Here is an 18399-nt window from a genome sequence, read left to right as displayed (position 1 = left end):
GGCCCGTCGATCATCACCCCCGGGATCCATCCGGTCAGTCAAGGGATTCATACATGCGCGACGGTCAGGCGGAGGAACCATGACGACGAGCGTCAGGGACGTGACGACGGAGGCCGCCATCAATGCGATTGTGGCCGCCCACCGTGGGCAACGCGGCTCGCTGCTTCCGATATTGCACGCCATCCAGGCGGAACTCGGCTACGTGCCGCAAGAGGCCATTGCGCTGCTTGCCCACGAACTCAACGTGTCCCGGGCGGACGTGCACGGCGTGGTGTCCTTCTACCACGACTTCCGCAGCGAGCCGGCCGGCCGTACGACCGTTCGCATCTGCCGTGCCGAAGCCTGTCAGGCCCTCGGCGCGGACGCCCTGGTGACCTGTGCCCGTGACCGGACGGGCGTCTCCCTGGGGGAGACGCGCGCCGACGGTTCGGTCACCGTGGAACAGGTCTTCTGCCTCGGCAACTGCGCGTTGGCGCCGTCCGTCGAGGTGAACGGCGAAGTGCTCGGACGCATGAGCGCGGATCGCCTGCGCTCGGTACTGGACGAGGCGGTCTCATCGTGACTCAGGTTTCGAACTCCCCGGTGACGGTGTACGTGCCCCGCGATTCGGCGGCGCGGTCGGTCGGCGCGGACGCGGTGGCGAACGCGATCCGGACGGCGGCGGCCGTTCAGGGCCGACCGGTCGAGCTGGTGCGCAACGGGTCGCGCGGGATGCTCTGGCTGGAGCCACTGGTCGAGGTGGTCACGCCCGAGGGACGGATCGGCTACGGGCCGGTGGCGCCCTCGGACGTGGCGGGCCTCGTGGACGCCGGCCTCCTGGACGGGGCGGACCACCCGCTGCGGCTCGGTGTCGTGGACGAACTCCCCTGGCTGGCCCGCCAGTCACGGGTCACGTTCGCCAGAGTCGGGATCACGGACCCGCTCTCCCCCGAGGACTACGAGCGGCACGGCGGCCTCGCCGGCCTGCGCAAGGCCCTTGAGCTCCCGCCCGCCGACGTGGTCACCGAGGTCACCGAGTCCGGCCTGCGCGGCCGGGGCGGGGCGGGATTCCCGGCCGGCATCAAGTGGAAGACCGTCCTTGGCTGCGCCGACGAGCTGAAGTTCGTCTGCTGCAACGCCGACGAGGGCGACAGCGGCACCTTCGCGGACCGCATGGTCATGGAGGGCGACCCGTTCATGCTCATCGAGGGCATGACGATCGCCGCCCACGCGGTCGGCGCGCGCGAGGGCTACATCTACATCCGGTCGGAATACCCCGACGCGGTGGCCACGATGCGCGCGGCGATCGGGATCGCACGCGAGAAGAACTGGCTCGGGGAACGCATCCTCGGCTCCGACCTCACCTTCGACCTGCACGTCCGCGTCGGCGCGGGCGCGTACATCTGCGGTGAGGAGACCTCCATGCTGGAGAGCCTGGAGGGCAAGCGCGGCATGGTCCGTGCCAAGCCGCCCATCCCCGCGATCGAGGGGCTGTTCGGCAAGCCGACGGTGGTCAACAACGTCCTCACCCTCGCCACCGTGCCGGTGATCCTCGCGGACGGCGCGAAGGCGTACCAGGAACTCGGCGTGGAACGGTCGCGCGGCACCCAGGTCTTCCAGCTCGGCGGCAACATCGCGCGCGGCGGCATCGTGGAGACCGCGTTCGGTGTCACCCTGCGCGAACTGGTCGAGGACTACGGCGGCGGCACGCTCACCGGGCGCCCGGTGCGCACCGTGCAGGTCGGCGGACCGCTGGGCGCCTACCTGCCGACGTCGAATTTCGATCTGCCCATGGAGTACGAGGCCTTCGCCGCGGCCGACGCGATGCTCGGCCACGGCGGCATCGTGGTCTTCGACGACACCGTGGACATGGCCGCACAGGCCCGCTTCGCGATGGAGTTCTGCGCCGAGGAGTCCTGCGGCAAGTGCACGCCCTGCCGCGTCGGTTCGGTACGGGGCGTCGAGGTGATCGACCGGATCGTGGCCGGTGAGGACCGCGACGACAACCTCGCCCTGCTCGAAGATCTCTGCGAGCTGATGACCGACGGATCGCTGTGCGCCATGGGCGGGTTGACCCCGATGCCGGTGCGCAGCGCCATCACACACTTCTCCGACGACTTCCTCGCAAGGGGGGAGGGCACGGCATGACACTGCTCAAGGAGCCCGACTTCGGAACTCCGGAACGGCCCGGCGAGGCGAAGGTCTCGGTCGAGGTCGACGGACTGCCCGTCACGGTGCCGGAGGGCACCTCGGTGATGCGCGCGGCGGCGCTCGCCGGCATCGACATACCCAAACTCTGTGCCACCGACAGCCTGGAGCCGTTCGGATCCTGCCGGCTGTGCGTGGTGGAGATCGACGGCCGCCGCGGCACCCCGGCGTCCTGCACCACCCCGTGCGCCGACGGCATGGTGGTGCGGACGCAGACGCCCAAGGTGGAGAAGCTCCGCCAGGGGGTCATGGAGCTGTACATCTCCGACCATCCGCTGGACTGCCTCACCTGCTCGGCCAACGGCGACTGCGAACTGCAGGACATGTCCGGCGTCGTCGGGCTGCGCCAGGTGCGCTACGGCTACGAGGGCGAGAACCACCTCGACGCCGCGCCGGACCTGAGCAATCCCTACTTCGACTTCAACCCGTCCAAGTGCATCGTCTGTTCCCGCTGCGTCCGCGCCTGCGGCGAGGTGCAGGGCACCTTCGCGCTGACCATCGAGGGCCGCGGCTTCGACTCCAAGGTCTCCCCCGGCGCGGGCGAGTCGTTCATGGACTCCGAGTGCGTCTCCTGCGGCGCCTGCGTGCAGGCCTGCCCGACGGCGACGCTGCAGGAGCGGTCGGTCGTCCAGCTCGGCATGCCGTCCCGCTCGGTGATCACGACCTGCGCGTACTGCGGTGTCGGCTGCTCCTTCAAGGCCGAGCTGCGCGGCGACGAACTGGTCCGGATGGTGCCGCACAAGGACGGCGGGGCCAACGAGGGGCACTCCTGCGTCAAGGGCCGCTTCGCCTTCGGCTACGCGACCCACCCCGACCGCGTCCTGAAGCCCATGGTCCGCGAGAACATCACGGACCCGTGGCGCGAGGTCGAGTGGGACGAGGCCATCCAGACCGTCGCCCGGAAGATGAGCGCCATCCAGGACACGTACGGCCCGAGCTCGATCGGCGCCATCAGCTCCTCGCGCTGCACCAACGAAGAGGTCTACGTCGTCCAGAAGATGGTGCGTGCGGCCTTCGGCAACAACAACATCGACACCTGCGCCCGCGTCTGCCACTCCCCCACCGGGTACGGGCTGAAGCAGACCTTCGGCGAGTCGGCCGGCACCCAGGACTTCCGCTCGGTGGCGAAGGCCGACCTCATCATGGTGATCGGCGCCAACCCCACCGACGGCCACCCGGTGTTCGGCTCGCGGATGAAGCGCCGGCTGCGCGAAGGCGCGAAGCTGATCGTGGTCGACCCGCGCCGCATCGACCTGGTGCGCTCGCCGCACATCGAGGCCGCACACCATCTGCAGCTCAGGCCGAGCACGAACGTCGCCGTCATCAACGCCATGGCGCACGTGGTGGTCACCGAAGGCCTGGTCGACCGGTCCTTCGTCGCCGAGCGGTGCGAAGGGTTCGACGAGTGGGCCGAGTTCGTCGCCCTGCCGGAGAACAGCCCGGAGGTCACCGAGCCCCTCACCGGTGTGCCGGCCGAGGAACTGCGCGCCGCCGCCCGGCTGTACGCGCAGGCGCCCAACGGCGCCATCTACTACGGCCTGGGAGTGACCGAGCACAGCCAGGGCTCCACGATGGTCATGGGGATGGCGAACCTCGCGATGGCGTGCGGCAACATCGGCCGCGACGGCGTCGGCGTCAACCCGCTGCGCGGCCAGAACAACGTGCAGGGCTCCTGCGACATGGGCTCCTTCCCGCACGAGTTCACCGGCTACCGCCACGTCTCCGACGACGCGGTGCGCACCGTGTTCGAGGAGCTGTGGGGCCGTTCGCTGCTGCCCGAGCCGGGGCTGCGGATCCCCAACATGTTCGACGCGGCGATCGACGGTTCGTTCCGGGGCCTGTTCGTGCACGGCGAGGACATCGCCCAGTCCGATCCGAACCTCCAGCACGTCACCGCCGCGCTCGAGGCGATGGACCTGGTCGTGGTGCAGGACCTGTTCCTCAACGAGACGGCCAAGTTCGCGCACGTCTTCCTGCCCGGGGCGTCGTTCCTGGAGAAGGACGGCACCTTCACCAACGCCGAGCGCCGGGTCAACCGGGTGCGTGCGGTGATGAAGCCGAAGACGGGCAAGCACGAGTGGCAGATCGTCTGTGAGATCGCCACGGCCATGGGCTACCCCATGTCCTACGACCACCCGAGCCAGATCATGGACGAGATCGCCCAGGTCACGCCGACCTTCACCGGTATCTCCTTCGACGTGCTGGACAAACTCGGCAGCGTCCAGTGGCCGTGCAACGAGCAGGCACCCGAAGGCACGCCGACGATGCACGTCGACGCGTTCGTCCGCGGCAAGGGCAAGTTCGTGGTCACCTCGTACGTGCCGACGGACGAGCGCACCACCTCGCGCTTCCCGCTGGTGCTCACCACGGGACGCATCCTCAGCCAGTACAACGTCGGGGCGCAGACGCGCCGTACGGACAACGTGGCGTGGCATCCCGAGGACATCCTGGAGCTCCACCCGCTGGATGCCGAGAACCGCGGCATCACCGACGGCGACATGGTGACGCTGGCCAGCCGGGTCGGCAGCACAACGCTGCGGGCGCGGGTGTCCGACCGGATGCCGCCGGGCGTCGTCTACACCACGTTCCATCACCCGGTGACCGGCGCCAACGTGGTCACCACCGAGAACTCGGACTGGGCGACCAACTGCCCGGAGTACAAGGTGACCGCCGTACAGGTCGGCCTCGCCCACCCGCTCGGGCGGCACGCCACCGAGTCCGTGGATACCGGCCGGCTCGCGGCGGGGGTGGACTGAGATGGCCGCCACCGTGCCGCCCGAGCAACGCATGGCGAACCAGATCGCCGCCAACTTCCGCCACGTCCCCGCCGACACCGCCGCCGATGCGATCGCCGCCCACATCCGCCGGTTCTGGGACCCGCGGATGCGCGGTCGGCTGCTGGAGCTGGTGGACTGCGGGGCGGACGGCCTGGATCCCGTGGTCCTCGCCGCCGCTCAGCTACTGCGGCGGCCGCGGGAGCCCTCGGCCGGCTGACCCGCCCGACACATGCAGCGCCTCATCTCCCCTGTGGTGAAGGGAAGATGAGGCGCTGCATGTGTACGGAGCCCGAAGGGGCTCAGGCGGCGGCGACGTCGTCCGGGCCGCGGCTGGTGACCAGGCGTACCTGCCCGCCGCCGAGGTGGTAGGAGAGGCCGACGACCGCGGCCCGCCCGCCGACGAGCTCGGGTGAGCGGTCCAGCAGCAGGTCCACGGTGTGCCGTATGTGCTCGTTCACAATGTCGGCCTCCTCGCTCAGCCCAACCGCCCGCGCGGCCAGCACGCTGGGCGTGACGCGCTCGACGACATCGCGCACGTATCCGGCGGGAGCCACACCCTCCTCCACGGTGGCGCGCGCGGCGCGGACCGCTCCGCAGGCCTCGTGTCCGAGCACCACCACGAGGGGACAGCCGAGTTGGGCCACGCCGTACTCGATACTGCCGAGCACCTCGGGGCCCAGCACGTGGCCGGCGGTGCGCACCACAAAGAGGTCGCCGAGCCCACGATCGAAGAGGATCTCTGCGGCCAGTCGTGAGTCGGAGCAGCCGAAGACCACGGCGAAGGGATGCTGACCGGGTACCAGAGTGGCACGGTACGCGGCGTCCTGGTTCGGATGCTTCGGGTCTCCGTCTGCGAAGCGCTGATTGCCCGTCAGGAGGATGTCGAGGGCCTGTGCCGCGGTGAGTGTCTGAGTGTTTTGCATGGGATCAGGATGGCGAGAGTCCATACTGTATGCAATAGGTGGGAGCGGTTCAGCGTGAGGGCCGGTGCAGCCTCGGCGACTCGACCAGGCAGACTCGGGTCGCTATTGCATACAGTATTCGATCCTCCTATCCTCGTCCGATCGAGAGGTTTCCGTGATGATGCGTTGACGACGGAAACCCCCGCACAGCCCGCCTCGCGGGTGGGCCCGAACACAGAACCTGCCTCTAACCCTCCTCTGACGAGAGATACAGGACATGTCTGCTGAAGAACCCGCACACCATCCTCCCCAGCGCCTGGGCGTGGTCGCTGAGTCCGTCCCCGGGGAGACGCGCGTCGCGGCGACCCCCGCGACGGTGCGTCTGCTGCTGGGGCTCGGCTACGAGGTCGTGGTCGACCAGGGGGCCGGTGAGGCGTCCGGCTTCGCCGACCAGGTTTACGTCGATGCCGGCGCTGAGGTCGGCGAGGCCTGGGACGCGGATGTCGTTCTGAAGGTGAACGCCCCCTCCGGTTCGGAGACCGCCAGGCTGCGGGAAGGCGCGACCGTGGTCGCCCTGCTCGCCCCGGCACAGAAGCCCGAGCTGCTTCAGGCGCTCGCCGACGCCGGTGTGACCGCCCTCGCTCTGGACGCGGTGCCGCGCATCTCGCGTGCACAGTCGATGGACGTGCTGTCCTCGATGGCGAACATCGCCGGCTATCGCGCGGTCATCGAGGCCGCGCACGTCTTCGGACGGTTCTTCACCGGCCAGGTCACCGCGGCCGGCAAGGTGCCGCCGGCGAAGGTCCTGGTGGCGGGCGCGGGCGTGGCCGGTCTGGCGGCGATCGGCGCCGCATCCAGCCTCGGCGCGATCGTGCGCGCCACCGACCCGCGCCCGGAGGTCGCGGACCAGGTGAAGTCGCTGGGCGGCGAGTACCTCCCGGCGAACGTCGCTCAGGAGGCGAGCGCCGACGGCTACGCCAAGGCGACCTCCGCCGACTATGACCGCGCCGCCGCCGAGCTCTACCACGAGCAGGCCAAGGACGTGGACATCGTGATCACCACCGCGCTGATCCCGGGCCGGCCGGCGCCGCGCCTGCTGACGGCCGAGGACGTGGCCGTCATGAAGCCGGGCAGCGTCATCGTCGACATGGCCGCCGCCCAGGGCGGCAATGTCGAGGGCACGGTCGCGGGCCGGGCAGTGGTGACCGAAAACGGCGTGACCATTATCGGCTACACCGACCTGGCCTCCCGGCTGCCCGCACAGGCCTCCCAGCTGTTCGGCACCAACGTGGTGAACCTGCTGAAGCTGCTCACGCCCGGCAAGGACGGGCAGCTGGCCATCGACTTCGACGACGTCGTGCAGCGGGCCGTGACCGTGGTGCGGGACGGCGCTGTCACCTGGCCGCCGCCGCCCGTCGCGGTCTCGGCCGCGCCCGCGGCGCAGCCCTCGGCCGCGCCCGCCAAGCCCGAGCCCGGGCAACCGAAACTGTCGCCTGTGGGACGCTTCGCCCTGATCGGGCTCGGCATGCTCGCGATGTTCCTGCTGGTGGCCTTCGCCCCCGCGCAACTCGCCGCGAACTTCACCGTGTTCGCGCTGGCGGTGGTGATCGGCTACTACGTCATCGGCAAGGTGCACCACGCGCTGCACACACCGCTGATGTCGGTGACCAACGCGATCTCCGGGATCGTCGTGATCGGCGCCCTCCTGCAGATCGGACACGAGAGCCGGATCGTCACCACGCTGTCCTTCGTGGCGATCCTGCTGACGAGCGTCAACATCTTCGGAGGTTTCGCCGTCACCCGCCGCATGCTGTCCATGTTCTCGAAAGGCTGAGCCGACATGACCTTCACGACGGCCTCCCACGCGGCCGACCTGGTCGCCGCCCTGTTGTTCATCCTCAGCCTGGCCGGCCTGTCCCAGCACCGCACCTCCCGTGCCGGCGTCGCCTACGGAATCGCCGGCATGGCCCTCGCGCTGGTCGCCACGATCGTGGTGGCGGCGCAGGGCATCAGCGTCGGCGCGGTGGCCCTTACCGTGCTGGCCATGGCGCTCGGCGCGATGATCGGCCTGTGGCGGGCTCGCCAGGTCGAGATGACGCAGATGCCCGAACTCATCGCGGTGCTGCACAGCTTCGTCGGCCTCGCCGCGGTGCTGGTGGGCTGGAACAGCTACCTGGAGGTGGAGTCGCACGGCGAGGCGCAGGACCGGCTCGGCGCCGGTCTGCTGGCCATCCACCACGCCGAGGTGTTCATCGGCATCTTCATCGGCGCGGTCACCTTCACCGGGTCGATCGTCGCGTACCTGAAGCTCTCGGCGCGGATCAAATCCCGTCCGCTGACGCTGCCGGGCAAGAACGCGCTGAACCTCGGCGCGCTCGGCGCCTTCGTCGCGCTGACGGTCTGGTTCACCATCCGCCCGAACCTGCCGCTGATGATCGCGGTGACCGTGCTGGCGCTGGCCCTGGGCTGGCACCTGGTGGCCTCGATCGGCGGCGGCGACATGCCCGTCGTCGTCTCCATGCTGAACAGCTACTCGGGCTGGGCGGCGGCCGCGGCAGGCTTCCTGCTCGACAACGACCTGCTCATCGTCACGGGCGCGCTGGTCGGCTCCTCCGGTGCCTACCTGTCCTACATCATGTGCAAGGCGATGAACCGCTCGTTCGTCTCCGTCATCGCAGGCGGTTTCGGCATCGAGGCCCCGGTCGGCCGCGACGACGAGCAGGGGGAGCATCGCGAGGTGCGCGCCGCGGAGGCGGCCGACATGCTCGCCCAGGCCCGCTCGGTGATCATCACCCCCGGCTACGGTATGGCCGTCGCCCAAGCCCAGCATCCGGTCGCGGAGCTGACGCGACAGCTGCGCGAGCGGGGCGTCGAAGTGCGCTTCGGCGTCCACCCCGTCGCCGGGCGCCTGCCCGGGCACATGAACGTGCTGCTGGCCGAGGCGAACGTGCCGTACGACATCGTCCTGGAGATGGACGAGATCAATGACGACTTCGCCGACACCTCGGTCGTGCTGGTCATCGGCGCGAACGACACCGTCAACCCGGCCGCGACCGACGACCCGAGCAGCCCGATCGCCGGCATGCCTGTGCTGCGGGTCTGGGAGGCGGAGCATGTCATCGTCTTCAAGCGCTCCATGGCCTCCGGCTACGCGGGCGTGCAGAACCCGCTGTTCTTCCGCGAGAACAGCGGCATGCTCTTCGGCGACGCCAAGCAGAGCGTGGAGGCGATCCTGCACGCGCTCAGCACCGACGGCCGACGTGAGACGGCTCCGGCCGCACGTCAGGTGACGGCGGCTGGCTAGGTATTCTGTCCAGGAGTTGTGGACGGGTGACGCAGGTCCCCGGTGCGGGAGATGGGTGAGGGCCTTCTGGCCTGGTGTGGATCGCGAGATCTGCACCAGGCCAGAAGGCCCTCGGGCTGGTACACGTATGGGTTCTCGCCGACTCCCCGGCCCCACCGGGTGATCCAGGTTTGCACCGACCTGGCATGCGCGGCGGCCGGCACAGTTCCGCTCGCCGCCTCGGTGGAGGCCGCGTCGGGGGGAAACGGACCGCAGTCTTCGGGGCCGGGACACCTGCCCGCCAGCAGGTCCTCGCGCCCGCCTCCGCGTCGTCCATACTGTGGGCGGCGCAACAACTGCGTGCCACAGCACGGTGATCCACGCCTGCGGCTGTTGTGCCGAATCGGCACGGTCAACCCCCGTGCCTGGACGCTGACCAGGCATCCGGCGGGCTACGCCGCGTGGTGCGGCGAGAGAGGCTGCTCGGCGACGGCCGCCCATTCGGGGCCGATGGGGGCACGGCTCGACCGTGACCCACAGGCGGGCCTCCGGCCGCCGCTGAAACGGGGCTACTGGTGCCCCGTACCGCGGCGAGGGACGAGGCGATGGCCACAATGGTGCTCGCGCGGAACATCCTCCAGGACGAGGACTCGCCACGACGGCTCGGCAGCGGTACCACGAGGTGCTGACTGCCGACGGCCGTGCTGCACGCATTCTCTGACGGCGGCCCAGGCGGTGGGAGAGCCGGCAGGCAACCATCCGGCCGACGCCGTTGCTCACCGCCGGCACGCCCGCCGAGGACGCCGCCACCAGGGGTCTGAAGCTCAGGCTCTTGGCGCACGGCAACTGGAAGTTGATCCCGAACACCACACCGAGGGGCTGTCCTGGTGCCGCGCCGGCGTGTCCTTCTGGGACTCGCCGCCGCCCTGTGCTGCTACAAGCGCCTTGTCCGCCTCACCACGTAGACGCTTCCGGCGGGTGTCCGGGCCACCGCGGCCGCGGCCGGTGACCGCTCTGAGGCGGTGACGTCGGCCCTCCTTGTGTCGTCAGATCGCACCGGCGCCCCGAAGCTCTTCGATCTCCTCGGGGGCGTAGCCGAGCGAGTCGAGCACCTCCGCGGTGTGCTCGCCGAGCAGCGGCGGGCGCTTCACCTGCACTGGGGAATCGGACAGCCGCAGCGGGCAGCCGACGGTCTTGAAGGAGCCGCGCTCGGGATGATCCACCTCGACCACGGTGCCCAGCTCCGCGAGAGTGGCGTCCTCGATGAGTTCCTTCGTCGAAAGAATCGGGCCGCACGGGATGTCATGAGCGTTGAGCCGCTCCATGACCTCCCACTTCGTGAGCCCGGACGTCCACGCCTCGATCAGCCCGAAGACCTTGTCCAGTTTGTCCAGACGCGCCTCGGGAGTGGCCCACTCGGGGTCCTCGGCGAGCTCCGGGCGGCCGATCAGCTCAGTGACCGGCTTCCAGCCGACGGGCTGGACGATGACGTAGATGTAGTCGTTGGGCCCGCCCGGGGCGCACTTCACGGCCCAGCCGGGCTGGCCGCCACCGGAGGCGTTGCCCGAGCGCGGCACCTCGTCACCGAAGACCTCGTTGGGGTACTCGTTCAAGGGACCGTGCGCCAGCCGCTGCTGGTCACGGAGCTTGACACGGCAGAGGTTGAGAACGGCGTCCTGCATGGCCACCATGACGCGCTGGCCGCGCCCGGTGTGCGTGCGCTGGTAAAGGGCGGCCAGGACGCCGCCCACCAGGTGGATGCCGGTGCCGGAGTCGCCGATCTGGGCGCTCGTCGCGGTGGGCGGTCCGTTCTCGAAGCCGGTGGTGCTCATGGCACCGCCCATGGCCTGCGCCACCACCTCGTAGGCCTTGAACTCCGCATACCGGCCGGGGCCGAAACCCTTGATGGAGGCGTAGATCAGCCGCTCGTTCAGTTCCTGCAGCCGCTCCCAGTCGAATCCGAAGCGCTCCATCACGCCCGGGCCGAAGTTCTCCACCAGGATGTCCGCATCCCGGACCAGCCGGGTGAACACCTGCTTGCCCTGGTCCGTCTTCATGTTGACGGTGATGCTGCGCTTGTTGCAGTTCAGCATCGTGAAGTACAGGCTGTCCACGTCGGGCAGGTCACGCAGCTGTCCGCGGGTGATGTCCCCCCGGCCGGGGGCCTCCACCTTGATGACGTCCGCGCCGAGCCAGGCCAGGATCTGCGTGGATGAGGGTCCTGACTGGACGTGCGTCATGTCGACGACACGGATTCCCTCGAGTGCTCTGCTCATCATTCCTCCTGAGCGCCTCGACAGCGCCTGGTCGTATGTGGTCTGGATCGTCGTTCCGGGCGCGTACATGCCAGCATCTGGCCGCCGAGAGCGACCCGGAAGCCGAGGGCGGGGAGATCTCCCGGATGCCCGTCGCATCCGCTTCCGCGTCAGGCGGCACCGCGGTCGCCACGGATCCCGAGGTCGGAGTTTGTATACTGTATTCTTTCTACGGCGTGCCGAGTCAGGATGTCCAGACCCGGGCCGCCACTTCGCGGATACAGCACAGGGACACGTCACCGATCAGCCGCGAACACTGCCGCTCGCACTGACGTCACCGACCCCCAGCCGCTCCTCCCGCGCGTAGACGTTCATCGATGCCCCGCGCAAGAATCCGATGAGCGTCAGACCCATCTCCCTGGCGAGGTCCACGGCAAGAGACGACGGCGCGGACACCGCGGCAAGCACGGGAATACCCGCCATCACGGCCTTCTGCACCAGTTCGAAGGAGGCCCGCCCACTGACCATCAAGGTGGCACCGCTCAGGGGGAGGCGGCCCGCCGCGAGCGCCCATCCCACGACCTTGTCCACCGCGTTGTGCCGGCCGACGTCCTCCCGGAGGCACATCAGCTTCCCCGCGGCGTCGAACAGACCCGCCGCGTGAAGCCCGCCGGTGCGGTCGAAGACCTTCTGCGCCGCGCGCAGCGTATCGGGCAGGGTGGCGATGACCTCCGGGGTCAGTCGCAGCGGATCCGCGTCGACCGACCATCGGCTGCTGGCGCGAACCGCGTCCAGGCTCGCCTTGCCGCACAGACCGCACGACGAGGTGGTGTAGAAGTTGCGCTCCAGTGAGGGGTCGGGCGGGTCGACGCCCGGGCAAAGGGCCACGTCGAGAACGTTGAAGGTGTTGCCGCCGTCCACGGTGGCTCCCGCGCAGTACCGAATTGCCGCGATCTCGGAAGCGAACCCCACGACGCCCTCACTGACCAGGAACCCGCGCGCAAGGTCGAAGTCGTCTCCGGGCGTCCGCATCGTTATCGCGAGCGGTCGCCCGCCGACCCGGATCTCCAGGGGCTCCTCGGCGGCCAACGTGTCCGGCCGCACAGTGAGCCGGCCCTCGGTCAGGCGCATGACCCGGTATCTGCTGATTCTGCGTCCCATACGACGTCCTCTCGGCGTTAGATCCTCGTCGCACCGCCGCCGCAGGCGGCGTGCCAGGAAGCGTGAGGGGCAGCCCGGGCCTGAGTCGGGGCCACCAGCCCCGCGGTCGGCGAGGCGCACGGCGAGCGATCAGCACGGCGGACAGCCGACCGCAGCCAGCAGCAACCCCGCGCGCGGGCGTACCGCCCGCCAGGCTTGCATACAGTATACAGTTCGTGCGTGGAACGGGCGAGACCGGTGACCGGAGGAGCCCCGGCGCGAAACCGCTTGACGCCGCCCCCCTTCCGCTCCCCCGCCGCCGGCGCGGCGCCGCTTCGGCCCGGCCAGGTGTCGAGATCGTCGGCGCGGTGTGCGGAGCGCCGTCCGCCTGGGCTGCCGACCACCTGCGGACGGCGATGACCTCGTCACGGGCCCGACCCTGCTGTCCCCGCTGCTGGATGGCTCCACTCGCGGGCCGGGACGTCCCGCCCGCGGTCATCGGCTCCGCTGAAGGAATCCGCCGATGAGGCGACACACGGCATCCCGGCTGCCGGTCTCGTCGGCGTCGCGCGGTCCGTTCCGCCGAGAGGGCGTCGAACACGTCGGGATCCGCGTCAGGGATCACTCAGTACGCATCACGCGCAAGGAGTCCGTCGACCCGGGCACGCCGCTACGGCTTCCGGACACGACCACGACCACATCGCCGGGACGGCATACGCCCATGGCCAGCAGAACCCGGCTCAGTTCGGTCGGCATCGTCTCCGCGGTGGTGGCAGGTGCCAGTACGGCGGAGACGATGCCCCAGGAGAGCGCCAGTTGGGACCGCACCGACTCGTCGTGTGTGAAGGCGAGCAGCGGCAGCGGCGAGCGCTGCCGTGCCAGGTGCCGCGCGGTGTCGCCGGTACGGGTGTAGCAGATCAGTGCCACCGCCCCGAGCCGTCTGCCCACCTCGCACGCCGCTGCCGCGATCGCGTCACCGGTGCTGCCGTCCGCGTCGGCTTCCTGTGCCGCGGACCACTCGAACACGTCGCCCCGCGTGGCCGCCCCCTCGGCCTCTTTGACGATGCGCGCCATCGTCGCCACCGTATGCGCCGGATACGCCCCGACGCTGGTCTCGGCGGAGAGCATCACCGCGTCCGCTCCGTCGAGGACGGCATTGGCCACGTCCGAGACCTCGGCGCGGGTGGGCTGTCGTTCGGAGATCATCGAGTCGAGCATCTGGGTCGCCACGATGACCGGCTTCGCCGCCTGACGGCACAGGCGAATGGCCCGCTTCTGCACCAGCGGAATCTGCTCCAGCGGCATCTCGACGCCGAGATCACCGCGCGCCACCATCAGTCCGTCGAACGCCTCGACGATCGCCGGGAGATCCTCGACGGCCTCCGGCTTCTCGAGCTTGGCTATCACGGGTACCTGCCTGCCGACCTCGTCCATGACGGCCCGCGCGAGCTTCACCTCGTCGGGAGCGCGCACGAACGACATGGCGACCATGTCGACACCGACCTCAAGCGCGAACCTCAGGTCCTCGAGGTCCTTGTCGGACAGAGGTGGAACGCTGACCGCGACTCCTGGCAGTGAGATGCCCTTGTTGTCGCTGACCGGGCCGCCGTGCACGACTCGGCACCGGATGTCTCCGTCGGTGATGTCGAGTACCTTCAGGTGGATCTTGCCGTCGTCGACGAGCAGCCGGTCGCCCGGCAGCACGTCGCCCGCCAGGCCACGGTAGGTGGTGGAGACCCGGCCGTGGTCGCCGGGGCAATCGGCCGTGGTGATCACGATCTGCTCGCCGGTCGACCAGACCACCGGTCCGGCCGCGAACCGTCCCAGCCGGATCTTCGGGCCCTGGAGGTCGGCGAGTACGCCGACGGCGCGTCCTCGTTCTTCGGCGATCTCCCGGACCGTGCGGTACAGAGTCAAGTGGTCAGCGCGTGTGCCATGGCTGAAGTTCAGCCGGGCCACGTCCATTCCGGCGTCGAGGAGGTCCGCCAATCGCGGCGCGGTGCCGGTGGCGGGTCCAAGAGTACAAACGATCTTCGCGCGGCGGTTCACCGCGTCTCCTCCCCGGCGGTGTACCGCCTTGGTTCCGACGTGTCACTGACTGGCTCTGAAGTGGCAACTGAAGGGTGGGAGCCTGCCGGGCCTCTGCTCATGCGGGACCGTCCACCGCAAGGCCCGGCAGGCCGCTGAGGGGCGGAGCGATGCCCGCCTGTTTCAGGTGGCGCGGTATTCGAGCCTGCTGGTCATCGAACCGCGCTGGATACAGAGGTTCCGTGGCTGTCGTCGCATGCGCGACGCCGGCATCTAGGCGGGATCCTTCTGGCTTTGCTGCTCAGGCGTGTTGGCCGGCCCCGACGCACCAGGCCCACAGGTACGCGAGAGAAGGTCCGTGGCGGCGTGGACGCTGCGCAGCGTCGGCGCGTCGGCGCCCGTGATGTCTGCCATCTCCACAACAGCCGACACGATGGCGTCGAGTTCCATCTGCTTGCCCGCTTCGAGGTCCTGCAGCATGGAGGTCTTGTGGTGTCCCACGTTCTCCGCGCCCCGCAGCCGCTTCTCGATCGAGATCTCGGGGGTGCTGCCGACCCTGGCGGCGATGTCGAGGGTCTCCTCCATCATCTGGGCCACCAGTTGCCGGGTGTACGGGTTCTGACAGATCTCGACCATCGTGGCTCGGGTGAGCGCGCTGAGGGGGTTGAACGCGACGTTGCCCATCAGCTTGATCCAGATGTCGTCGCGGAGATTGGCCTCCACCGGGGACTTCAGCCCTCCGGCGATCATGGCCTCGCTCAGCGCCCTGCAGCGGTCACTGATCCGGCCCGAGGGTTCGCCGATGGAGAAGCGGGTGCCCTCCAGATGCCGGATCACGCCCGGCGCCTCGATGACCGTGGCCGGGTAGACCACGCAGCCGATGGCCCGCTCCGGCGGCAGCACAGCGCTGGTGGCTCCACCGGGGTCGACCGCCTCGATCCGGCGCCCCTCGTACGGCCCGGGGAGCTTGTGGAAGTACCACCACGGGATTCCGTTCTGGGCCGCGATCACGGCTGTGGATTCGCCGAGCAGCGGCTTCACCAAGGACTCGCAGGACGGGTAGCTGTGCGCCTTCAGCCCGAGAAAGACGTAGTCGACGGGCCCGACCTCGTCCGGGTCGTCCGTGGCGCACGGATGCGCCACGAAGTCACCGCGCGGACTGAGCACCCGCACTCCTTCTTCCCTCATGGCACGCAGGTGGTCCCCGCGCGCGATCAAGTGGACTTCAGCGCCACCTCGGTGCATGGCAGCGCCCCAGTAGGCACCGATCGCGCCGGCACCGACGACTGCAATCCTCACTGTGGCTCCTCTCCCTAAGGAGTGAATACTGTATGCAGTCAGCGCGGAGAGTGTCCATGCCTGCAGCGGTCAAGAATGTCATGGCTGTCTTTCGTCGACTGTATACTGAAGCCAATCGCGCAATTCTGGGCCCGTCATGCTCAGGACAGCGGCATACCAGAACCGGGGAGTTGGCCATGACGGATCGCAGTCCCACGCTGGCAGCCGGACGCAAAGGCTCCGCAGGGGCACCCGCGCGTCGAGCGGTGCGCGCGGTGCAACGGCCGGCACCGCTGAGACAGGCGGTCTACGACGCCATCGCCGACATGATCATTACGCGGGTACTGGAGCCCGGCGAGCACCTCGTGGAGACGGAGCTCGCCGACCAGCTCGGCGTAAGCCGTCAGCCGGTGCGAGAAGCCCTGCAGCGTCTCCACACCGAGGGCTGGGTCGACCTCCGCCCCGCACAGGGAGCGTTCGTCCACATCCCCACCGAAGAGGAGGCCGACCAGCTGATGGCGGTGCGCGTCCTCCTGGAGTCGGAATCCGCCTTCCTGGCCGCCGAGCGGGCCACACAGGAGGACATCGAGCGGCTGTGGGAACTGCAGCGGGCCGGAGAGAAGGCGCTCGCCGGCAACGACACCGAAGCTCTCGTCGGAGCCAACGCCGACCTGCACGCCTACCTCATGCACATGGCCGGGAACAAGGTGCTCAGTGAGCACATCGCCATGGTCGATCGGCGCATGCGCTGGTATTACGCACCGATCGCGCTCGTACGGGGGCGTAAGGCCTGGGACGAGCACGTCTCCGTCATCAAAGCCGTTGCCGCCCACAACGCCCAGCACGCCGGTGAACTGATGCGTCGGCACACGGAGACGACGCGCACCCTGTACGCGGAGGAACAGCATGAAGCCTCCGCGAAGCACGGCTGACAGCTTGGGCCCCCTCCGCCCGTGCAGTCAGTGGGGCGGAGGTCGTCCGAGGGACCACGGTCGGTACCGCGAGACGGTCGGTGCCCAGACAGTTGCCCACCCTCGCGGCGATGGAGGTGGCGAGCCGGTCATGTGCCTGCGGGCTCCGGCGCCCGTGTGGGCGGGACTGGTTCGACGTGATTCTGTTGTCCCGTGCTCGCGCGGAGTCGGTCGTCGGCGACGCGAGCTCGCCGACGGCAGCATCACCTCCCCGCACCTGCGCGGCGCGGACGTTCGACGAAGGCGGTCGGGGCCTCTTCATTCCGCCGCCCAGTTCGCTCAGCGCTGGGGCGCACCGCCACGGCGTGAGGGCGAGACGATCTGAGCCGAGCAGGCGATCGGCCGGTCAGCCGCCGATGGCGGACATGGGGCGTTGAGGCTGCAGGAAGGAGGGGTCGTCGAGTCCGGAGCCGGCCTTCTTGCCCCGCGTCGCCGTCCGCCAGAGCTCGGCGATCAGCTGGTCGCTCGCACCGCTGCGCAACGAGGCACGCAGATCGGTTTCCTCGCGGGCGAAGAGGCAGGTGCGAACCTGGCCGTCCGCGGTGAGCCGGGTGCGGTCACAGGTCCGGCAGAAGGGCCGGGTCACCGAGGCGATCACCCCGACCGCGACCGGTCCGCCGTCGACCAGCCACCGCTCGGCGGGCGCCGAACCCCGTCGGCCCGCCTCCTCCGGGGTGAGGGTGAAGCGTGCGCTCAGGCGCTCCAGGATCTCCGCCGCGCTCACCATCTGTTCACGCTGCCATCCGTGTTGCGGGTCCAGCGGCATCTGCTCGATGAACCGTAGGTGGTAGCCGTGCTCGAGGGCCCAGGTGAGAAGATCGGGCGCCTCGTCGTCGTTGAGCCCGCGCATCAGCACGGCGTTGATCTTCACTGGTGCCAGTCCGGCCTCACGTACCGCGGCCAGCCCGGCAAGGACGTCGTGGTGCCGGTCGCGGCGGGTGAGCTTCTTGAAGAGGCGGGGGCGCAGGGTGTCCAGCGAGACGTTGACCCGGTCGAGCCCGGCGTCCCGCAGCGCGGCCGCGGTGCGGGCCAGCCCGATCCCATTGGTGGTCAGCGAGAGCTTTGGACGGGGGGTGAGCGCGGCGCAGCGGGCAACGATACCGACCAGTCCCGGGCGCAGCAGCGGCTCGCCGCCGGTGAACCGCACCTCGGTGATGCCGAGGTCGGTGACCGCGATGCGGATCAGCCGGACGATCTCGTCGTCGGTGAGCAACTCCGGCTTGGCCAGCCAGGCCAGCCCTTCCTCGGGCATGCAGTAGGTGCAGCGCAGGTTGCAGCGGTCGGTCAGCGAGACGCGCAGATCGGTGCCGATCCGCCCGTAGGTGTCGATCAGCACGGGTTCCACCTTCTTTCGGGGTGATGCGGGGAACTGCCGGACGTGTGCAGCAGCTGGTGGAGCATTCCGCGGCCGGCAGCACCGCTGTGCAGCCGGCCACGTGGGCCTGGGGGCAGAGCGCGTCCATGGACTGGGCCCCGGAGACGCACACCCGCAAGCAGCCGTCGGACCACCTTCGACACCGGGCGTTCGCCGTCCGGCGGCAGGGCACCCCAGGACGCGGTCCAGGCCGCGGCGAGCGC

At 69.5% G+C, this 18399-nt stretch carries 13 protein-coding genes; 7 read left to right on the top strand and 6 right to left on the bottom strand.

Features of this window, described 5'->3' with window-relative positions:
* Positions 1-100: 100 nt before the first annotated feature.
* The 4 genes from CLM62_RS29365 to CLM62_RS29350 are packed head-to-tail and all read left to right on the top strand — an operon-like array spanning position 101 to position 5181.
* Positions 101-562, top strand: a complete 462-nt coding sequence (locus CLM62_RS29365) for a formate dehydrogenase subunit gamma (RefSeq protein ID WP_257004152.1) — start codon at positions 101-103, stop codon at positions 560-562.
* Complete coding sequence (locus CLM62_RS29360) at positions 559-2127, top strand: NADH-quinone oxidoreductase subunit NuoF (RefSeq protein ID WP_095752932.1); 1569 nt, start codon at positions 559-561, stop codon at positions 2125-2127. Before CLM62_RS29365 ends, CLM62_RS29360 begins: the two co-directional genes overlap by 4 nt.
* Complete coding sequence (gene fdhF / locus CLM62_RS29355; RefSeq protein ID WP_095752931.1) at positions 2124-4943, top strand: formate dehydrogenase subunit alpha; 2820 nt, start codon at positions 2124-2126, stop codon at positions 4941-4943. Before CLM62_RS29360 ends, fdhF begins: the two co-directional genes overlap by 4 nt.
* A 1-nt stretch (position 4944) precedes the next feature.
* A complete protein-coding gene (locus CLM62_RS29350) occupies positions 4945-5181 on the top strand; it encodes a formate dehydrogenase subunit delta (RefSeq protein WP_179382269.1) in 237 nt (78 codons plus the stop codon).
* A gap of 82 nt (positions 5182-5263) precedes the next feature.
* Here the strand turns inward: CLM62_RS29350 and CLM62_RS29345 are convergent, their stop codons facing one another.
* Positions 5264-5887, bottom strand: a complete 624-nt coding sequence (locus CLM62_RS29345; RefSeq protein ID WP_095752930.1) for a carbonic anhydrase — start codon at positions 5885-5887, stop codon at positions 5264-5266.
* 256 nt (positions 5888-6143) lie between these two features.
* Between CLM62_RS29345 and CLM62_RS29340 the strand changes: the two genes are divergently transcribed.
* Together CLM62_RS29340 and pntB are read left to right on the top strand one after the other, a co-directional pair.
* Entirely contained in the window at positions 6144-7700 is a 1557-nt protein-coding gene (locus CLM62_RS29340) for a Re/Si-specific NAD(P)(+) transhydrogenase subunit alpha (protein ID WP_095752929.1), read from the top strand.
* A gap of 6 nt (positions 7701-7706) precedes the next feature.
* Complete coding sequence (gene pntB / locus CLM62_RS29335) at positions 7707-9170, top strand: Re/Si-specific NAD(P)(+) transhydrogenase subunit beta (protein WP_095752928.1); 1464 nt, start codon at positions 7707-7709, stop codon at positions 9168-9170.
* 1025 nt (positions 9171-10195) lie between these two features.
* On the opposite strand, the gene frc is transcribed toward pntB, so the two are convergent.
* The 4 genes from frc to CLM62_RS29310 form a co-directional block, all read right to left on the bottom strand.
* Complete coding sequence (gene frc, locus CLM62_RS29325) at positions 10196-11428, bottom strand: formyl-CoA transferase (protein WP_179382268.1); 1233 nt, start codon at positions 11426-11428, stop codon at positions 10196-10198.
* A gap of 279 nt (positions 11429-11707) precedes the next feature.
* Positions 11708-12565 carry a formate dehydrogenase accessory sulfurtransferase FdhD gene (gene fdhD / locus CLM62_RS29320; RefSeq protein WP_095752927.1) on the bottom strand — a complete coding sequence of 286 codons (858 nt, stop codon included), beginning with the start codon at positions 12563-12565 and terminating at the stop codon, positions 11708-11710.
* 600 nt (positions 12566-13165) lie between these two features.
* Entirely contained in the window at positions 13166-14593 is a 1428-nt protein-coding gene (gene pyk, locus CLM62_RS29315) for a pyruvate kinase (protein WP_095752926.1), read from the bottom strand.
* Positions 14594-14845: 252 nt separating this feature from the next.
* Positions 14846-15871 (bottom strand): 2-dehydropantoate 2-reductase, encoded by a 1026-nt coding sequence (locus CLM62_RS29310; RefSeq protein ID WP_095752925.1) that lies wholly within the window; start codon positions 15869-15871, stop codon positions 14846-14848.
* 176 nt (positions 15872-16047) lie between these two features.
* On the opposite strand from CLM62_RS29310, the gene CLM62_RS29305 reads away from it, so the two are divergent.
* Entirely contained in the window at positions 16048-16782 is a 735-nt protein-coding gene (locus tag CLM62_RS29305; RefSeq protein ID WP_095752924.1) for a GntR family transcriptional regulator, read from the top strand.
* A gap of 385 nt (positions 16783-17167) precedes the next feature.
* Here the strand turns inward: CLM62_RS29305 and moaA are convergent, their stop codons facing one another.
* A complete protein-coding gene (gene moaA / locus CLM62_RS29300) occupies positions 17168-18157 on the bottom strand; it encodes a GTP 3',8-cyclase MoaA (protein ID WP_218835635.1) in 990 nt (329 codons plus the stop codon).
* Positions 18158-18399: the final 242 nt, after the last annotated feature.

The organism is Streptomyces sp. SA15, from assembly GCF_002291145.1.
Taxonomy (GTDB): Bacteria; Actinomycetota; Actinomycetes; order Streptomycetales; family Streptomycetaceae; genus Streptomyces.
The sequence above is the reverse complement of the archived record's forward strand: the minus strand, read 5'-3'. Positions and strand labels throughout refer to the sequence as shown.

Excerpts from the sequence above, each read along its gene's own strand:
- CLM62_RS29305 (WP_095752924.1), top strand. The coding sequence starts at position 16,048 with ATGACGGATCGCAGTCCCACGCTGGCAGCCGGACGCAAAGGCTCCGCA.
- fdhD (WP_095752927.1), bottom strand. The coding sequence starts at position 12,565 with ATGGGACGCAGAATCAGCAGATACCGGGTCATGCGCCTGACCGAGGGC.
- frc (WP_179382268.1), bottom strand. The coding sequence starts at position 11,428 with ATGATGAGCAGAGCACTCGAGGGAATCCGTGTCGTCGACATGACGCAC.
- CLM62_RS29345 (WP_095752930.1), bottom strand. The coding sequence starts at position 5,887 with ATGCAAAACACTCAGACACTCACCGCGGCACAGGCCCTCGACATCCTC.
- CLM62_RS29340 (WP_095752929.1), top strand. The coding sequence starts at position 6,144 with ATGTCTGCTGAAGAACCCGCACACCATCCTCCCCAGCGCCTGGGCGTG.
- fdhF (WP_095752931.1), top strand. The coding sequence starts at position 2,124 with ATGACACTGCTCAAGGAGCCCGACTTCGGAACTCCGGAACGGCCCGGC.
- pntB (WP_095752928.1), top strand. The coding sequence starts at position 7,707 with ATGACCTTCACGACGGCCTCCCACGCGGCCGACCTGGTCGCCGCCCTG.
- CLM62_RS29350 (WP_179382269.1), top strand. The coding sequence starts at position 4,945 with ATGGCCGCCACCGTGCCGCCCGAGCAACGCATGGCGAACCAGATCGCC.